The sequence below is a fragment of the Pseudomonas sp. BE134 genome, assembly GCF_031456105.1.
Taxonomy (GTDB): domain Bacteria; phylum Pseudomonadota; class Gammaproteobacteria; order Pseudomonadales; family Pseudomonadaceae; genus Aquipseudomonas.
The window spans coordinates 128,128-144,898 of sequence record NZ_JAVDUA010000010.1; the positions used below are offsets into that span (position 1 = coordinate 128,128).

A 16,771-nucleotide genomic window follows, 5' to 3' on the forward strand; every position below is an offset into this window, starting at 1 on the left:
CGGCAAGCCGGTCTCGCTCCCACAGGGGAATGCAATCAAACTGTGGGAGCGAGCCTGCTCGCGATAGCGATCTGACTGGCAATCGAGATATTAAGGTTCAACCGGTGTTTCCTGCTCCAACTCTGGCTCTGCTGGGACCTTACCCTTGGTCTTCAACTCACTCACAATCACCGCCGCCACAATCAACCCCGCGCCCAGCAGTGCAATCGCCGGCAACCGCTCCCCGGCAATCCGTCCGACAATTCCTGCCCACACCGGTTCTCCCGCATAAATCAACGTCGCCCGCGTCGGTGAAACGCTCTTCTGCGCCCAGTTCATCGCCACCTGAATCGCCGCACTCGCCGCGCCCAGGCCCAACGCGCTGCACAACAGCAACCAGGAGAAGTCCGGAATACGTTCCTGAGTCGGCACTACCATCAAAAACGCCAGCACCGACGTGGTTGCCAATTGCACCACCGTCACCCGACGTACATCGACCTGGCCGGCATAGGTGCTGATCAGAATGATTTCGGCGGCAATCGCGATGGCGCTGATCAGCGTGGCGATTTCACCAGGGCTGAAATTGAACGAAGCGCCGGAAGGCCCCGACAACAGCATCAACCCGGTAAACGCCAGCATGATCCCGATGCTCGGCATCAACCCCGGACGTCGTCCCAGCACCAGCCATTGCAGCAACGGCACGAAGGGTACGTACAACGCGGTGATAAACGCCGATTGACTGCTGGGGATGCTCTGCAAACCCACCGTCTGCAAGCCATAACCGAGCATGATCGCCACCCCGATAAAGGCCCCGGCCTTGAGTTCGAACAGGGTCAGTTGCCGCAGGTGGCGCCAGGAGAACAGCGCAACCAGGATCGCGGCAGCGGCGAAGCGCAGGCCGACGAAAAACATCGGGCCGCTGACGGTCATCGCGTGCTGCACCAACAAAAAGGTGCCGCCCCAGACCATGGTGATCAGCACCAGCACGCACTCGGCTTTGCTGAACCGTGAGAAACGGGGGGAAGAGTTCACCGACGTCATGACCTTGCACACTACCTGAGGGGGACGCACAATGCGCCGAATGTTGCGCAGTATACTGCCCAACCCCACCAAGTGAGCAATATAGTGCACAAAGATTCCCCGCCACGGGCTTCGGTCCTCCAGCACGTCAGCCAGAACGTTCGCCGTTTGCGCCACGCCGCCGACATGAGCCAGACCGCATTGGCCGAAAAGTCCGGCGTCAGCCGCCGGATGCTGGTAGCCATGGAGGCCGGCGAGAAGAATGTCAGCCTGACCACCCTTGACCGCGTAGCCCAAGCGCTGGACGTGGCGTTCAGCGATTTGATCCAGGCCCCGGATGCCCGCGACCCCAGTCGAATCAACGAAGTGGCGTGGGCCGGATTAATCCCCGGCAGCAAAGCCGTTTTACTGTCCAAAGCCAACGCCACTCGCGAAGTGGAACAGTGGGAGTGGTGCCTGCAACCGGGGGAAATTTACCCGTCGCAACCGGACGCCGAAGGCTGGAGCGAGCAGATCTACGTGTTCGAAGGCTGCCTGACCTTGATGCTGGGCGACACGCCGCAGCACATTGCTGCCGGTGAGTTCTACATGTTCGCCAGCAACCAGCCGCATTGCTATCGCAACGACGGGCCAGTGGCCGCGCGGTTCGTGCGCAATGTGGTGATCTGACTGTTTGCGGGTCAACAGTGGATAAACACTTTGCCCTTCTAAAGCTGTAGATTTTTATAGGAATGTATTTCAACTCATTGAAATATAATGAAATTGTAGTTAGGCACGACTCCTGCTGTAGTCTCCGGGGCAATCACCGGGCAGGGGGCTGGCGGCGATGCGGCAGGAGGAGAAGGAAGTGGTGTCTGCCTCGACGCCATCGCGAGCAGGCTCACTTCTACCAAAGAGGGATTTGTTGCTGGAGAGCAACACATTAAGGTGGCCCGCACAGCTTTCCATTCCGGCAACCATTAACCAGTGAGCAGGGCATGAACGAAATCCAAAGCGGACCGGCGAGCAACGCCCGCCACGCCGACATTCTGATCATCGGCGGCGGCCTCAGTGGCGCGATGCTGGCGGCGCAACTGTTGCGCTTGCCTGGCCGGCGCTCGGTGCTGGTGATCGAACCGCGTACCGAATTGGGTCGGGGTGAAGCCTATAGCGCGGTCGAATTGGGCCATACGCTGAACGGCAACGCGGCACGGATGAGTGTTGACCCGGATAACGCCGATGACCTCACGCAATGGCTGACCGACCACATCGGCGCTGGTGGCTGGCCCGAATCGGCCGAACAACCGGTGCCGATCAGCGAATTGTTCCCGCCACGGGGTCTGTTCGGCGTGTACGTGCAGCAACGCCTGGCCGAAGCGCAAGCCGTCGGGGCACTGAATGGCTCCACGGTCGAGCATGTGCAGGCGGAAGTGATCGATCTGCAAACGGACGACGATTCAGTTCGGCTGACATTGAGTGACGGGCAACGCTTGCAGGGCGCTTTTGCAGTGCTGGCGACCGGGATGTTTCCTGCCGCGCGCACGCCGCAGAAAGAGTCCAGCGGTTTGAATGCCGCCGCGCTGGATCCGTGGGATGTCGCCGCCATGCGCCAGCTTGATCCACAGTCGACGGTGCTGATCATAGGTTCCGGCCTGACCATGGTCGATGCCGTGGTGTCGCTGGAACAGGCCGGGCATCGCGGGCCGATCGAAGTGTTTTCCCGGCATGGCTTGCTCCCGCATGTGCGTCGGCAACCACCGGCCTGGGTCGATTTTCTGGCCGAGGATCACAGCATTCGCACACCCCGCCAGTTGGTGCGCGAACTGCGTCGACATTGTCGGGAGGCCATCGTCCAAGGCATCGACTGGCAAGCCCCCCTCGACACCGTGCGGGCACACATCGGACGGTTATGGAATCAGGCGACAGACCGGCAGCGTCGGCAGTTTGTGCGACATGTCCGGCCGTGGTGGGAAAGTCATCACCACCGCTCGCCACCCTTGAGTGCCGCCCTGGTGGAGCGGTTGCACAGGGAAGGGCGCTTGCGAATTCAGGCGGCGTCGTTCAAAGGCCTAGAGCCGGGGTCGCAGGACGGGGTCAGCATTCGCATTCGTCGCCGTGGCGAGGCCGATACCTGTGTGGTGCGGGGCGCGGCGTTGATCAACTCCAGTGGCATCGAGTATGACTGGCGCCGGGTCGCTCGACCGCTGCCACAGCAACTGCTGGCGCGCGGATTGATTCGCCCGGGACCGTTGGCATTGGGGATTGCGGCGGCTGTCGACGGTGCCGTACTGGACGCCGAGGGCCAGATCGCCCGGCGTCTGTTCGCCATGGGGCCACCGTTGCGCGGCATGTGGTGGGAAAGCACCGCAGTCACCGACGTCGCGCTACAGGCCAAAGCCCTTGCCGCACGATTGGTGGTAGCAGCTGCCGAGCCCGCGAGGCTGCGTCCGGCCGCGCAGCGGTCGTAAACCCTGCGCACTCGGTTTTCCTGAAACACTGCGTCGCCTGATTTGACGACCGCCACGCGGCCGGACGCAGCCTCGCGGGCTCGGCAGCTGCTACGGGGGGATCAGTGTGGCTCAAAGAAAACCCCGGGTAGAGCGGATCTATCCGGGGTTTTTTGTTCAAACGGCGCAAAAGTCATTAATCAATAACGTTGATACTTCGAGCCGAACTCAGGGCGGTTTTCAGCAACATATAGTGTGCTCGGCTGACTGTCTTTGTGATCGCTACCGACGGTGTTCACGTTCAGTGTGGCCGGCTGGCTGACTTTAACGGCGGCGACAACCTGGGAGGTGGCGTGCGGCGCAGCGATGGCGGACGTAGCGCCAAGTACCGAGAGGGCGAAACCAAGACCGATGAGGCTTTTCATGAAGTTGCTCCAGAGCGTGGGAAGAAGATGTCGCCACTGTAGTGCTGGAGCCCGGTGATGAAAAAACACCCTTGGGCATAGTCGTTATCGAGCGCGTTGATCCATGTCGCTCCCACAGGGGATCTTCATTTTGGTGTGGATCCCGATTCTGCGCCGAGCAGCTCCACCGGGTAGGAAAACACATAGCCCTCGCTGCGCACGGTCTTGATGTAGGTTGGCTCGCGTGAATCATCCAACAGGCGTTGGCGCAAACGGCTCACCAGCAAATCGATGGAGCGGTCGAACAGGTCGGAATCGCGGCCCTGGGTCAGGTTAAGCAATTGGTCACGGCTGAGTACCCGTTGCGGGTGGTCGAGGAACACGCGCAGCAAGCGGTATTCCGCGCCACTGAGGGCGACCATGGTGTCGTCTTCATCCAGCAAGTGGCGCGCCGTGGTGTCGAGGCGCCAGCGGCCGAAGCCGAGCAACCGGCCCGTTTCGGTGATCAGCAGGTTCGGCGGTAGCATCCGCGTGCGGCGCAATACGGCGTTGATCCGCGCCAGCAACTCACGGGCAGCGAAAGGTTTGGTCAGGTAATCGTCGGCGCCCATTTCCAGGCCGAGGATACGATCGGTTTCGTCGTTGCGCGCGGTGAGCATCAGGATTGGCGTGGCTTTGTGTTTGCCGGCGCGCAATTCACGACACAGCACCAAGCCGTCATCGCCGGGCATCATCAGGTCCAGCACGATCAGGTCCACCTGATTGGCTTCCAGAAAATGGCGCATCTGCCGACCGTCGGCAACCACGGTGGTGCGCAGGCCATTTTTCTTCAGGTAATTGCCCACCAGCTCGCGGATCTCGCGATCGTCATCGACAATCAGGATGTGGTTTACATGCTCCATTGCTCAACCCTCTTGTTGTTCGCGTGGTGCGCGTTGCAGGCCGTTGCGGGGATTTGTATCGCACTGTATCGGGCGTGCTGTTGGATACCTTACGCCTTAATAACGCTGTTTTGGCGACACATGGCAGATACCGGCGGGCGATTAAATGGCTTCCATCGAGACAAGACGACTTGCCTCATACCCGCTGCTAAAAGCACAGACAAAATGACTTGTAGGGACATCGCCATGAAGATGAATGTGTTAAGCCGTAAAACCGCATCTCGCCGCCGCTTCATGGCGCCGACGATGCTCGCATTTGCGCTCATGCAGTTCGGTGCCCTCGGCGCTGCCACTGCGCAAGCCGCTACCACGGCCGCAGAGCCGGCGGTGGCCAGTGCGCAGTCGTACACCCCGTTCGGCCCGCTCAAGCACGTCAATGCCGGGTTGCTGAGCGTGGCTTACGCCGAGGTCGGCCCGGCTGACGGCCCAGTGGTCATTCTTCTGCACGGCTGGCCCTACGACATTCACAGCTATAGCGAAGTGGCGCCGCTGTTGGCGACCAAGGGTTATCGGGTGTTGATCCCCTATGCACGGGGTTACGGCGACACGCATTTCCTGTCTGACAAGACCCTGCGCAACGGCCAGCCTGCGGCGTTGGCCAGCGACGTCATCGACTTCATGGATGCGCTGAAGATCAAACAGGCCGTGCTCGGCGGCTATGACTGGGGCGCGCGTTCGGCGGACATTGTTTCGGCGCTGTGGCCGGAACGGGTCAAGGCGCTGGTCTCGGTGAGTGGCTACTTGATCGGCAACCAGGCCGCGGGCAAGAATCCGCTGCCACCCAAGGCCGAGTTGCAGTGGTGGTATCAGTTCTATTTCGCGACCGAGCGCGGCCAGGCCGGCTACGAAAAAAACCGTCATGACTTTGCCAAGCTGATCTGGCAAACGGCGTCCCCGAAGTGGGCCTTCGACGACGTGACCTATGACCGCAGCGCAGTCGCGCTGGACAACCCTGACCATGTTGCGATCACGATCTTCAACTACCGCTGGCGGTTGGGCATGGTTTCAGGTGAACCACAATACGAAGCGCTGGAGCAGCAGTTGGCCAAGGCACCTTCGATCACAGTGCCGACCATCACGATGGAGGGTGACGCCAATGGCGCACCGCACCCGGCGGCCGAGGATTATGCCAAGCGCTTTACAGGCAAGTATGAGTACCGACTGATCAATGGCGGCATCGGCCATAACCTGCCGCAGGAAGACCCGAAGTCGTTTGCCAAGGCTGTAATCGACGCCGATCACCTGTAACCAACACTAACCCCTGTAGCAGCTGACGAGCAGCGCGAGGCTGCGTCCGGCTGCGAAGCAGTCGTAAAATCGGAACATGCGGTATTTCAGACAGACCGCGTCAGCAGGATTTACGACTGCTGCGCAGCCGGACGCAGCCTCGCGCTGCTCGTCAGCTGCTACAGGGGTTAGCATGCTCGCGATGGCGGTGTGTCATCCAATATCAATGTTGACTGACAGGGCCTCATCGCGAGCACGCTCGCTCCCACAGGGATTTTTAGTGTTGGTCCGGTCGAGGGCTAGGCCACAACCTGATAACACGGCACATAAGCCGCACCACCCGGCAGTTTCATCCGGTGCTGGGCGACGAAGGCTTTGAGCAGTTCGTCCAGTGGATGCATGATCGCTGCATCGCCACGGATCTGGTAAGGCCCGTGCTGTTCGATCAGGCGGATGCCCTTGTCCTTGACGTTGCCGGCGACGATGCCGGAGAACGCTCGGCGCAGGTTGGCGGCCAGTTCGTGGGCCGGCAGTGCCTGGCTCAGTTTCAGGTTGGCCATGTTTTCGTGGGTCGGGTCGAACGGACGCTGGAAGCCTTCGTCGATCTTCAGCAGCCAGTTGAAGTGGAATGCGTCATTGCGCTCGCGGCGGAACTGTTTGACCTCTTTGAGCCCCTGGGTCATTTGCCGTGCGACCTGCGCCGGATCGTCGATAATGATTTCGTAATGCTTCTTCGCGGCGTCGCCCAGTGTGGCGCCGACAAACGCATCCAGCTGTTGCAGATACGGGGCGGTATGTTTAGGCCCGGTGAGGATGACCGGGAAGGGCAGGTGCTGGTTGTCCGGGTGCATCAGGATGCCGAGCAGGTACAGGAACTCTTCGGCCGTGCCCGCGCCGCCCGGGAAAATGATGATGCCGTGGCCGACGCGCACGAACGCTTCCAGACGTTTTTCGATGTCCGGCAGGATCACCAGCTCGTTGACGATCGGGTTGGGGGCTTCGGCGGCGATGATGCCCGGTTCGGTCAATCCAAGGTAACGCCCGCCGTGGATACGCTGTTTGGCGTGGGCGATCGTCGCGCCTTTCATCGGGCCTTTCATCACGCCGGGGCCGCAACCGGTGCAGATGTCGAGGCTGCGCAGGCCCAGTTCGTGGCCGACTTTCTTGGTGTATTTGTATTCTTCGGTGTTGATCGAGTGACCGCCCCAGCAGACCACGATCTTTGGCTCGACGCCGGGACGCAGGGTGCGGGCGTTGCGCAGCAGGTGGAACACGTAGTCGCTGATACCTTGCGAGGTGCTCAGGTCGATGCGTTGGCTGTCGAGTTCGTTTTCGGTGTAGACGATGTCACGCAAGGCACTGAACAGCATCTCGCGGGTGCTGGCAATCATTTCGCCGTCGACGAAGGCGTCGGCCGGTGCGTTCAGCAGTTCCAGGCGAACGCCGCGATCTTGCTGATGGATGCGGATTTCAAAATCTTTGTAGGCTTCGAGGATGGTTTTGGCGTTGTCGACATGGGCGCCGGTGTTGAGGATGGCCAGGGCGCATTGGCGGAAGATGTCGTAGGTGCTGCCGGAACCGGCTTCGCTCAGTTGTTGGACTTCGCGTTGAGAAAGGGTTTCCAGGCTGCCTTTTGGGCTGACCGAGGCGTTGATTACTTGTCGTTGGGTCATTCAATGATCCTTAAAACGATGTCACTCACCGAGCCGCGCGAATGGCATCCGAATAGAGTGTATCCATGGATGAAGATGGCACGAACTGCGCTTTACCGCCAAGTCCCCCGTTTGATGATGAAAAGATGAAGAGGATCATCAGCATAGCTAAATCCCTCGCAGAGGCGATAATGCCTGGCCGTCTTTTTTGTCCATGCCCCAAGGAACCCTGTCGCGATGTTCGAAATCCAGCCGAAGAATGCCCAAGCCTATCGACAGCAGACGCGCCGCAGTACGCTGATTATTGCCCTGATTTTCCTGGTGCTGGCCATGGGGCTGTCCACGGCAGCGGTGGCTTTGTTCGGTGAGCCCGGCGGCGACAACCTGCGCTTTAACGTCGGCGGTGTGTTTGTCGCGGTGTTGCTGATGGTGGCGCTGATGCGCGGCAGGTTCTGGAACCAGCCCTGGATGGCGGCCGCGGTGTATGGCTGGCGGCTCAAGCGCAGCCTGATGAGCGTCACCAACATCATGCATCAGGTCACCGCAGCGGTTGAAACGGGTGATCCGGTGGCCATGAAGCTGCTGCGTTTTTACCACCTGGGCTTGAACCAGATGCATGAACTGGACGCTAACTCCAGCGACCACAGTCAGTTGGTCCGCGAGATGGATCAGCACAAGGCACGCATGGAGGCACTGGGCATCGACCCCGATCAATCCCGTCTGGATCCGGCCTGGCTTGAGGCGGTGAAACAGTCGTCGAAGTAAGGCATTGAGGCGGTTTCCCTGCATTAGCCCGTCATGATGTGCGCAAATCACCTATTGTTGCGGTTAGGTCATTCAAGGGCGAACAGGAGAAGTCGCCCTGTCATAACGAGTCAACGAGCGTCATGGGGGGCATTCGTCTATTAAAAATCCCATTGAAAGTGCCCGTACCACCTTGCCGTGGAAGCGCAGCCTGCGTGCGTCGAGGCTCAAGGTCCGACACGCGGTGGTACTGCTTGTGGCGGTGTGCCTGTCGATGACGGCGATTGTGATATGGGAAGCCTGGACTTCGCGCCAGTACCACTTGCATGACAAAGAAGTGGCCATGTCCAACCTGGCGCAGACCCTCGCGTCACAAGCGCAGGCAACGATAAAACAGACCGACACGCTGCTGTTTACCTTGGTGGACCGCCTCGAAAATGATGGCGTCGGAGCGCAACAACTGCCCAGATTGCAACGTTTGCTCGGCGCTCAACGCAGCGAGCTGAAGCAACTGCACGGCTTGTTCGTTTTTGACGAAGAAGGGCGCTGGATCGCCAATTCCAATGGCGCCGAGGTGCCGGGCGCGAATAATGCCGACCGTGAATATTTCATTTTTCATCGAGACCATCCTGACCGTGGTCCGCATGTCGGTCGGTCGATAAAAAGTCGTTCGAGCGGTGAATGGATCATGACCGTGTCACGCCGGATCAATCATCCGGATGGCGGATTTGCCGGTGTGGCGCTGGCCACCATCAATCTCAGTCATTTCCTTGAGCTCTACGACAGTATCGATATGGGCCGTAACGGCGCGATCAACCTGGTCAGCGATGACGCCAGCATTGTTGTTCGGCGGCCATTCAACGAGGCTGAAATTGGCAGCACCGTGGCCAATGCGCCGCTGTTTACCCAGCTGTTGTCCGAAGGTGATTCCGGTACAACCACTGTCCGGTCCTTTGTGGACGGTGTGGTGCGGGTAGTGGGGTTTCGGCGGGTCAGCGGGTATCCGCTGATTATCTTCGCCGCGCTGGACAAGGAGGAAGTGCTGGCGGACTGGCGCAAAGAGACGGCGCTGAGCGCGGGTATCATGTTATCGCTGCTGCTGATTCTGGGCGTGCTTGGTTACCGCCTCATTCACGGCATGAAGCAGCAACATCACATCCAGCGTGTGTTGCTCGATGGCCAGGAAAAACTCATCGAGGTCAATCGCAGCCTTGAATTGCTGGCCCTTGAGGATGCGTTGACCGGACTGTCCAACCGGCGTCAATTCGACCTGTTTATCCTCGCGGAAATGGGCCGCGCACGGCGCACCCAGACCCACCTCGCGATGCTGATGATCGATGTCGATCACTTCAAGAGCTTCAATGATCGTTATGGTCATGTGGCCGGCGATGAGTGTTTGCGCCGGATCAGCGCGATCATCAAGGACAACATCAAGCGCCCCGGTGACCTCGCAGCCCGTTACGGTGGCGAAGAGTTTGCGGTGGTGCTGCCTGGTACTGACTATCCGGGGGCTTTTCTGGTGGCCGAAAATATCCGTCACGCGGTCCTGCGGGCGGACATTGCGCACTGTGAAAGCCCGGGGGGCAGGGTGACGGTCAGTATCGGTGTTTGCGCCTTCAACCCGGCCTCGCAGGACCAGCCCGAAGACCTGGTCAGCGCGGCGGACAAAGCACTGTATGTGGCCAAGGCCAGCGGACGGAACATGAGTGTCACGGCCAACTGAGTTCAGACAAACCGGTCGCTGCCCTGAACCAGCCGGGTGGACAGGTACGACTGCTTGAGTTTTTCCAGCCACCAGCCCAATGCTCGACCGTCATGATCGCCGCGCCAGCCGGCATACAGAATGTTCGGTTCGCGCGGGTCGGCCATCTGTTTTTCCACCAGGGTGCCGTTGTTCAGTAACGAGCCAACCCGGTGGCGGGGTAGCCAGCCGACGCCCAGGCCAGCGCATTGAGCCAGGACTTTTGCACGCATGGTCGGCACCGCGAGCACCGGTTGGCCGCCAGAGACGCCGTAGGTGCTGCCTTCCGTGCCCCGCGATGAATCGGCCACGACAATCGCCCGGTGCTGCGCCACCATCGCCCGTGAAATCGGTTCTTTGGCCTTGGCGAGCGGATGTTTGGGCGACACCGCGAACACCCACTCCATTTCCCCCAATTGCATCCAGCGCAGGGTCGGGATCGCCGGCGGCTCGTTGGTGGCGCCGATGATCAAGTCCGCTCGGCCTTCACGCAGGGCTTCCCACACGCCTTTGAGCACCTCCTGGGTGATGCGCAACGGCACGCCGGATTCCAGTGCGTCGAATTCGTGGATCACGGGAATCAAGGCTTCGAATTCGAGCAGTTCGTCGGTGACAATCCATAACCGGCTTTCCCAGCCGTTGGCCACTTGCTGCACTCGCTGGGTCAGCCGGGACACGTCCTGCATCAACCGCGCCGCCTCGTTCACCAGCAACTCGCCGGCCGGGGTGAGCTGCAAGCGGTAACGACGACGGTCGAATAGCAACGCGTCGAAGCGTTCCTCCAGTTGCCGCGCGGCGTAAGACACGGTCGACGGCGCCTTGCCCAAGTGAGCGGCAGCCCGGGACAGGCTGCCGGTCTCGCGGATCGCCTGGAGCAGGCTCAGGTCTTCAATCGACAGCATGGACTCAATCCTCGGCGCTTGTTTCAGGTGACCCGGCGCAATTTCCACAGCCTGATCAGACGAAGATAGACCAATACGTTGATTGCCAGCACCGCGCTGCCCAGCGCCAATTGAATCGCGGGTGTCAGGCCGGCCGGGTAAATGACTGGCCATATGTAGTGTTCGATAAAGCCGCCACCGTAACCGGTTTGCCCGGCCGCCTGGCGCATCAGGTTTTCCCACTGGGTCAGCGGGCAGGTCAAGTGCAAGACTTCCACCGTCACGCCCCACGCGGCCGCAGGCAGATGCGCCCAGATCAGCGGCCGCCACTTGAGCACCAGTAGCCCGCCGAACAGTACGAAGAGAATGAACAACAGATGAAACAGCAGCAGCCCGTCGGCAGCGATCCGGTAAAGCATGTTGCCTCCCCTGATCTGTTATGCGAGTTGCTTCATGGTACTCGGGCGTCAGCGGCGGCTCCATGGGTTCGAGGTGTTCAGTGCATATCAGCGAACACGAGTGTGTTTGGCTCGATAATCCCCGCGACTGCTGGCAAAGTCAGCGGTCTTTCACTGGTTGTAGGGCGTTATGTCGAATTCACTCATGCCGCGCAGTGCGTTTCTGCGTGGCGCCGCCGCGATCATGCCGCTGTCCCTGGCCACCGCGCCATGGGGCTTGCTGGCCGGGTCCATGGCCATTGAGGCCAACCTCACCCCACTGCAAGGGCAGGGGCTGTCGAGCATCGTGTTTGCCGGTGCCGCACAATTGGTCGCCATCGGCATGCTCAAGGGCGGTGCCGGGATCTTTTCGATTTTGCTGACCACGGTGTTGCTGACGTCCCAGCATTTGCTTTACGGCATGAGCATGCGTTCGGTGATTTCACCGTTGCCGGGGCGCTGGCGGGTGGGGCTGGGCTTTTTGCTCACCGACGAGCTGTTTGCCTTGACCAGTCAGCACGACAAACAGCAATTCAATCGCTGGTACGCGCTGGGTGTCGGGCTGACGTTTTACATCGCCTGGAACCTGTTCACCCTGGCAGGCATTGTGCTGGGCAGCAGCATTCCGGGGCTGGAGCATCTGGGCCTGGACTTCTCCATCGCCGCCACTTTTATCGCGTTGATCACGCCGGTGGTGCGCAACGTGCCCACTGTGGTGTGCGTCGCGGTGTCGCTGTTCTGCTCGGTGTTGTTCAGTTACTGGCAATGGGGCTCGGCGCTGGTGCTGTCCGGCTTGGCGGGCATGACCGCGGGTTTTATCTGCAACAAACTCTACAGGGGACGCGCAGCATGATGGTGTGGGCGGTGATTATCGGAATGGGCGTGCTGGTGTTTCTCAATCGCTACGTGTTTCTCGAGCCCCGGCTGCCGGTGCGCTTGAGCAGCAATGCCCGACAGTTCCTCGGTTTTGCCGTACCGGGCATGTTGACCGCAATCTGCGGGCCGATTGTGTTCATGCCCGACAAACAACTGAACCTGCAGTGGGACAACCCCTACCTGATCAGTTCTCTGGTGGCGGTGGGACTCGTGCTTTACACCCGCAACACCTTGCTTAGCATGCTGTTGAGCATGGGTTTTTTCTTTTTGCTGCGCTGGTGGCTCTGAATCGAGCGCTGGAATTTGTTCTACGCTTAATAGGTCCCTTCACAGGAAGAGAGGTGCGCATGGCCAACGATCCCAAACGTCCGGATGTTGAAGATGAGGATGAACCCTCGGAGGAAGAGATCAGGCGTCAAGAACGTTCGCGGCAGGACTGGAAACATGACGACAGCCGAGAGTTGTCAGACCGCGATGAAGAGCGTCCTCTGAAGCCCTGACCGACCCACGTATACGAAAAAGCCCCGCTATCAAGCGGGGCTTTTCTTTTGCCGAACGTTATTTCAAAGGTCTTCCAGTTCCGGAAAATCCGGATGGGAAGCCCGAAAGCCCAAGGTCTTGTCGATCCATGCATTAAGCTCGTTGACCATGACCGGTGGTTTGCCGGTGTAGTACGCAAGCGTTGTACGCAGAATTTCGCTGATATTGGGAATAGGTCGCAGGTTTCGGGTCTTTATGTATTGCCCGATAAAGCAGTCAAGTTGATAGCGCTCCGTCTTCGACAGGTGCACACACTCCAGGCTGCTGACTTGATTAATTACAAGATCGTCGCGCAACTTAGTTCTCTGCAAGGCTTGTTGATTGTTAGGAGTTTCCTTCTTTGTCGACTCTTTGGTCGACTGGGCAATGCCATGGGAAATGCGGCGCGAATCCTAACTTTTATGTCGCTTTATGTATGTACGAGGGAGGAAGTGTCGGACCAGCGGTTAATGGCCAATTCGGCATTCCGCGGTAAGAGAGCCTGGTGAGAAGCAGACGGTGTAACGCTTATATGCATTCTTAATTGGTAGCTATTCAGTTTGCTTATAGCGTGGCCGTCCATTTGTTGGGCGTTAATCAAGCTTATTGATTAATGCGCTGCTCTGATTCCTGACATTACCGACAGCTTTTTCGACCCTGTACCACTCGAATATTTCGCTGGTTTCACCCTGTAACAGCACCATCTGCTCGGCGCGCTCTTTTGGTGTGGCCGGATCAAGCCATTCGCGCGCCAGTTCAGGTGACAAAACCACCGGTCGCCGGTCATGAATATCGAGCATGCCGCCAACGCTGTCCGCCGTGATGATGACGAAACCGTCGTCGCCGCGCGGCTCATTGCCAGGGCCGGGAAATTGGCCGATGGCTGCACAGTAACTCGGTGCGCCGTCCCGTCGACGAATCAGCCAGGGCAGACGCGTCGAATCACCGGCATCGACCCATTCGAACCAGTTGTCGATCGGCACAATCGCGCGGTGTGGCCAGATCGCCCGGAAGAATGGGCCATGAGCGACTTTTTCCACTCGCGCGTTGATCGGTGCCGCGCGATCTTTCGCCCAGTGCGGGCGCCAGCCCCAGCGCACCGGATCGGCGTGCAAGCCGTCAGGCTCAAGGTGCAACAGGGCGAGTTGGGTGGTGGGCGCCGCGTTGTAGCGAGCCAGAGGCTCATCCCCGACGTGATTGATCATTGCATCGGGAATGCTCAACACGGCAACAAAGTCGTGAATGCCCCGGTACTGCGACAGTCGTCCACACATCGGCTGACCCTGCGGTTGAAAGCTGTGACGAGAATGTTCAGCTTAGCCTTCAGATCACATGGGCACGCTGCAGTTCGGTCAATGACAACGCCTTCAAACTCGCCAGCTGCGGATCGCGCCGATCCCGTGGATGGGGCAAATCCACGCTCAGTTGCTGGCGGATGCTGCTGGGCCGATTGTCCATGACCAGCACCCGGTCGCTGAGGTACAGCGCTTCATCGACATCGTGGGTCACCAGCAGCAGGGCGATGGCGTGACGCTGGGCGAGTTGCAGCAAGAGATCCTGAAGCTTCATGCGGGTGAAGGCGTCCACCGCGCTGAAAGGCTCGTCCAACAACAAGACCTGCGGTCGCGAATACAGCCCCCGCGCTATTGCGACGCGCTGAGCCATGCCGCCGGACAGGGCTTTGGGCAGCGCTTGGGCGAAACCGCCCAGGCCGACTTCCTCAATGAGTTGTGCGACCCAGGCTCTGTCGTAATGGTTGTCGGCGCTGAAACCGATGTTTTGCTCGACCGTCAGCCAGGGCATCAGCCGTGGCTCCTGAAACACGAAGGCCACTTCGCCCGCGTTGTTGCGCAGTTCGCCCTGGAAATCCTTTTCCAGCCCGGCGACGATGCGCAGCAACGTGCTTTTACCGCAGCCGCTGGGGCCGAGCAGACTGACGGTTTCCCTTGGCTGCAATTGCAGGTGAATGTTTTTCAGGACGGTGGTGGCGGCAAAGGATTTGCGCTCGACCCGAATGTCCAGCAGGTGCGCGGTCATGGCTTAGTCCTCGGTACTTTGACCGTTGAAGGTGTCGCGCCAGGCCAGGAAACGTTTCTCCAGGCCGGCGAGGAGGCCGTCGCTGAGTTTGCCCAGTAGCGCCAACACGATGATCGCGGCCAGCACGATGTCCGGGCGCGAAGTCTCGCGACCGTCACTCAGCAGATAGCCCAAGCCTTTGGTCGCGGCGATCAGTTCGGCGGCCACCAGAAACATCCACGCCAGGCTCATGCCACTGCGCAACCCGGTGAACAGGCCGGGCAGGGCGGCGGGCAGGAGAATCCGCCGGACCAGCCGACGCCGACTGAAACCATACATTTGCCCGACTTCCACCAGTTTGCGATCAATGTCGCGGATGGCCGCAACGCCGTTGAGGTACACCGGAAAAAACGCGCCGATCGCGATCAAAACGATTTTCGAGGTCTCGTCGATGCCCAGCCACAGCAACAACAGCGGCACCCAGGCGAGGCTCGGGATCGAGCGCAAACCGGCGAACGTCGGTTCCAGATACGCCTCGGCTTCACGGCTCAACCCCACCCACGCGGCGAACACCAGCGCCAGGCTGGCGCCGATGGCGAAACCGAGTAACACCCGCAGCAGGCTGGCGCTGATGTGTTTCCACAATGCACCGTCGGCCAGGTCCCTGAGGGTCAGTGCGATTTCGCTCGGCGCCGGCATTTGGTAGGAGGGCAACCAGCCGATCCGCACGACGAACTCCAGCAACAGAACGATCAGCACCGGCAACACCAGGCCCTTGAGGCGCAGGCGCCAGGCGTTGTGCAGGGAAAACCTGGCGCGGCGCGGCGTGGGCAGTTCCAGTGGCAGATTTTTGCTTTTGCTGGTCATGAGTTCCCCGTTACTGACGAGCCACGGTTTGTTTAACGCCGGTATCGATCAGTTGATCAATGACCAGATCGACATTCACCCCACGACGAACCAGCTCCTCGGACACAAGAATGGGCGCCGCGGCTTTCGAGGCGAGCACATCCTTGGCGGTCAGCTGCGGGCTGCTGAGGTCCGTGCGCGACAGTTGCAGCGAGGCCACTTCCAGCGGCAGGCCGGATTCGCTGGCGAGCAGTTTCGCGAGTTCTTCAGGATTTTTTACCGCCCATTCGCGGGCCTGTTCATAAGCATTCAGCACGGTATCGATCGTTTGCGGATGCTCTTTGGCGTAGGTTTCAGTGACGCTGACCACGCCGTAGCTGTTGAACTGGGTGTTGCGATACAACAAGCGCGAACCGGCCTGAACCTGGCTGGCCGCCATGTGCGGATCCAGCCCGGCCCAAGCATCGACGTCACCTTTCTCCAAGGCGATGCGACCGTCCGGGTGCTGCAAATGCACCAGTTCGACATCGTCTTTGCTCAAGCCGGCCTGTTGCAGGCTGCGCAAGGTGAACAGATACGGATCGGTGCCTTTGGTGGCGGCGATTTTCTTGCCTTTGAGATCTGCCACGGTTTTGTACGGCGAGTCCTTGCGCACCAGCAACGCGGTCCACTCGGCGCGGCTGTACACATAAACCGACTTGATCGGGCTGCCGTTGGCGCGGCTGAGCACAGCGGCCAGGCTGGCGGACGAAGCGAAGTCGACGCCGCCGCTATTGAGGTATTCCAGTGAACGGTTACTGCCTTGGCTCAGGACCCAACTGACCTTGGTCTGTGGCAGGGCCTTCTCAAGGAAACCGAAGTGCTTGAGCACCAGGCTCACCGGTGAGTAATAGGCGTAATCCAGATGCACCTCGGCGGGTGGCGTTTCGGCAGCCTGGGCCAGCGGTTGCAGGCTCAGGGCCAGTGCACAGGCACTCAGCAGGTACTTGACGCTGGAAAAGCGGAAGGTGGATTTCATGGGGTGGCTCCGGGCAAGGCGACGATTTTTTATATCCAGAAAAA

General features: G+C 59.9%; 19 protein-coding genes. 8 read left to right on the forward strand and 11 right to left on the reverse strand.

Translation table 11 applies throughout. The features are described from left to right. Nucleotides 1-90: 90 nt before the first annotated feature. On the reverse strand, nt 91-1,110 hold the full coding sequence (locus J2Y56_RS10985) for a DMT family transporter (RefSeq protein ID WP_310338236.1): 1,020 nt from the start codon (nt 1,108-1,110) through the stop codon (nt 91-93). On the opposite strand from J2Y56_RS10985, the gene J2Y56_RS10990 reads away from it, so the two are divergent. Both J2Y56_RS10990 and J2Y56_RS10995 read left to right on the forward strand, forming a co-directional pair. Then, nucleotides 1,105-1,668, forward strand: coding sequence for an XRE family transcriptional regulator (locus J2Y56_RS10990; RefSeq protein WP_310350103.1), 564 nt, complete (start codon nt 1,105-1,107; stop codon nt 1,666-1,668). The two genes, J2Y56_RS10985 and J2Y56_RS10990, sit on opposite strands and share 6 nt — an antisense overlap. 308 nt (nt 1,669-1,976) lie before the next feature. After that, a complete protein-coding gene (locus tag J2Y56_RS10995; RefSeq protein ID WP_007944725.1) occupies nt 1,977-3,446 on the forward strand; it encodes an FAD/NAD(P)-binding protein in 1,470 nt (489 codons plus the stop codon). A 179-nt stretch (nt 3,447-3,625) separates the two neighbouring features. On the opposite strand, the gene J2Y56_RS11000 is transcribed toward J2Y56_RS10995, so the two are convergent. Beyond that, nucleotides 3,626-3,850: a hypothetical protein gene (locus J2Y56_RS11000; protein WP_007944726.1), complete on the reverse strand. Its 225-nt coding sequence runs from the start codon at nt 3,848-3,850 to the stop codon at nt 3,626-3,628. Nucleotides 3,851-3,975: 125 nt separating this feature from the next. Then, on the reverse strand, nt 3,976-4,731 hold the full coding sequence (locus J2Y56_RS11005) for a response regulator (protein ID WP_310338245.1): 756 nt from the start codon (nt 4,729-4,731) through the stop codon (nt 3,976-3,978). Nucleotides 4,732-4,956: 225 nt separating this feature from the next. Here J2Y56_RS11005 and J2Y56_RS11010 point away from each other — a divergent pair, with 225 nt between their 5' ends. Next, the gene (locus J2Y56_RS11010; RefSeq protein ID WP_310350105.1) at nt 4,957-6,018 is read left to right on the forward strand and encodes an alpha/beta hydrolase; all 1,062 of its coding nucleotides are present in this window, start codon (nt 4,957-4,959) and stop codon (nt 6,016-6,018) included. 278 nt (nt 6,019-6,296) lie between these two features. Here J2Y56_RS11010 and ppnN read toward each other — a convergent pair whose 3' ends face one another. Further along, on the reverse strand, nt 6,297-7,670 hold the full coding sequence (gene ppnN / locus J2Y56_RS11015) for a nucleotide 5'-monophosphate nucleosidase PpnN (protein ID WP_007944730.1): 1,374 nt from the start codon (nt 7,668-7,670) through the stop codon (nt 6,297-6,299). A gap of 216 nt (nt 7,671-7,886) precedes the next feature. Between ppnN and J2Y56_RS11020 the strand changes: the two genes are divergently transcribed. Further along, on the forward strand, nt 7,887-8,414 hold the full coding sequence (locus tag J2Y56_RS11020; RefSeq protein WP_310350108.1) for a DUF3087 domain-containing protein: 528 nt from the start codon (nt 7,887-7,889) through the stop codon (nt 8,412-8,414). Between the two features lie 253 nt (nt 8,415-8,667). Then, complete coding sequence (locus J2Y56_RS11025; RefSeq protein WP_405046851.1) at nt 8,668-10,116, forward strand: sensor domain-containing diguanylate cyclase; 1,449 nt, start codon at nt 8,668-8,670, stop codon at nt 10,114-10,116. 2 nt (nt 10,117-10,118) lie between these two features. On the opposite strand, the gene J2Y56_RS11030 is transcribed toward J2Y56_RS11025, so the two are convergent. Both J2Y56_RS11030 and J2Y56_RS11035 read right to left on the reverse strand, forming a co-directional pair. Then, on the reverse strand, nt 10,119-11,036 hold the full coding sequence (locus J2Y56_RS11030; RefSeq protein ID WP_150781742.1) for a LysR family transcriptional regulator: 918 nt from the start codon (nt 11,034-11,036) through the stop codon (nt 10,119-10,121). 23 nt (nt 11,037-11,059) lie between these two features. Then, complete coding sequence (locus J2Y56_RS11035; protein WP_310338257.1) at nt 11,060-11,434, reverse strand: DUF2784 domain-containing protein; 375 nt, start codon at nt 11,432-11,434, stop codon at nt 11,060-11,062. Between the two features lie 169 nt (nt 11,435-11,603). On the opposite strand from J2Y56_RS11035, the gene J2Y56_RS11040 reads away from it, so the two are divergent. The 3 genes from J2Y56_RS11040 to J2Y56_RS11050 are packed head-to-tail and all read left to right on the forward strand — an operon-like array spanning nt 11,604 to nt 12,828. Beyond that, entirely contained in the window at nt 11,604-12,305 is a 702-nt protein-coding gene (locus J2Y56_RS11040; protein WP_007944735.1) for an AzlC family ABC transporter permease, read from the forward strand. Further along, nucleotides 12,305-12,616, forward strand: a complete 312-nt coding sequence (locus J2Y56_RS11045) for an AzlD domain-containing protein (protein ID WP_162830874.1) — start codon at nt 12,305-12,307, stop codon at nt 12,614-12,616. The genes J2Y56_RS11040 and J2Y56_RS11045 overlap by 1 nt, the downstream gene beginning before the upstream one ends. 59 nt (nt 12,617-12,675) lie before the next feature. Further along, nucleotides 12,676-12,828 (forward strand): hypothetical protein, encoded by a 153-nt coding sequence (locus J2Y56_RS11050; protein ID WP_191624730.1) that lies wholly within the window; start codon nt 12,676-12,678, stop codon nt 12,826-12,828. 63 nt (nt 12,829-12,891) lie between these two features. Here J2Y56_RS11050 and J2Y56_RS11055 read toward each other — a convergent pair whose 3' ends face one another. From J2Y56_RS11055 to J2Y56_RS11075, 5 genes are all read right to left on the reverse strand, one after another. Further along, nucleotides 12,892-13,164, reverse strand: a complete 273-nt coding sequence (locus J2Y56_RS11055) for a hypothetical protein (protein ID WP_007944739.1) — start codon at nt 13,162-13,164, stop codon at nt 12,892-12,894. 276 nt (nt 13,165-13,440) lie between these two features. Beyond that, a complete protein-coding gene (locus J2Y56_RS11060; RefSeq protein WP_007944740.1) occupies nt 13,441-14,121 on the reverse strand; it encodes an SOS response-associated peptidase in 681 nt (226 codons plus the stop codon). Nucleotides 14,122-14,170: 49 nt separating this feature from the next. Continuing rightward, entirely contained in the window at nt 14,171-14,884 is a 714-nt protein-coding gene (locus tag J2Y56_RS11065; RefSeq protein WP_007944741.1) for an ABC transporter ATP-binding protein, read from the reverse strand. 3 nt (nt 14,885-14,887) lie between these two features. Next, complete coding sequence (locus J2Y56_RS11070) at nt 14,888-15,730, reverse strand: ABC transporter permease (RefSeq protein ID WP_007944742.1); 843 nt, start codon at nt 15,728-15,730, stop codon at nt 14,888-14,890. 10 nt (nt 15,731-15,740) lie between these two features. Then, nucleotides 15,741-16,727 (reverse strand): aliphatic sulfonate ABC transporter substrate-binding protein, encoded by a 987-nt coding sequence (locus J2Y56_RS11075; RefSeq protein WP_310350111.1) that lies wholly within the window; start codon nt 16,725-16,727, stop codon nt 15,741-15,743. Nucleotides 16,728-16,771 lie beyond the last annotated feature (44 nt).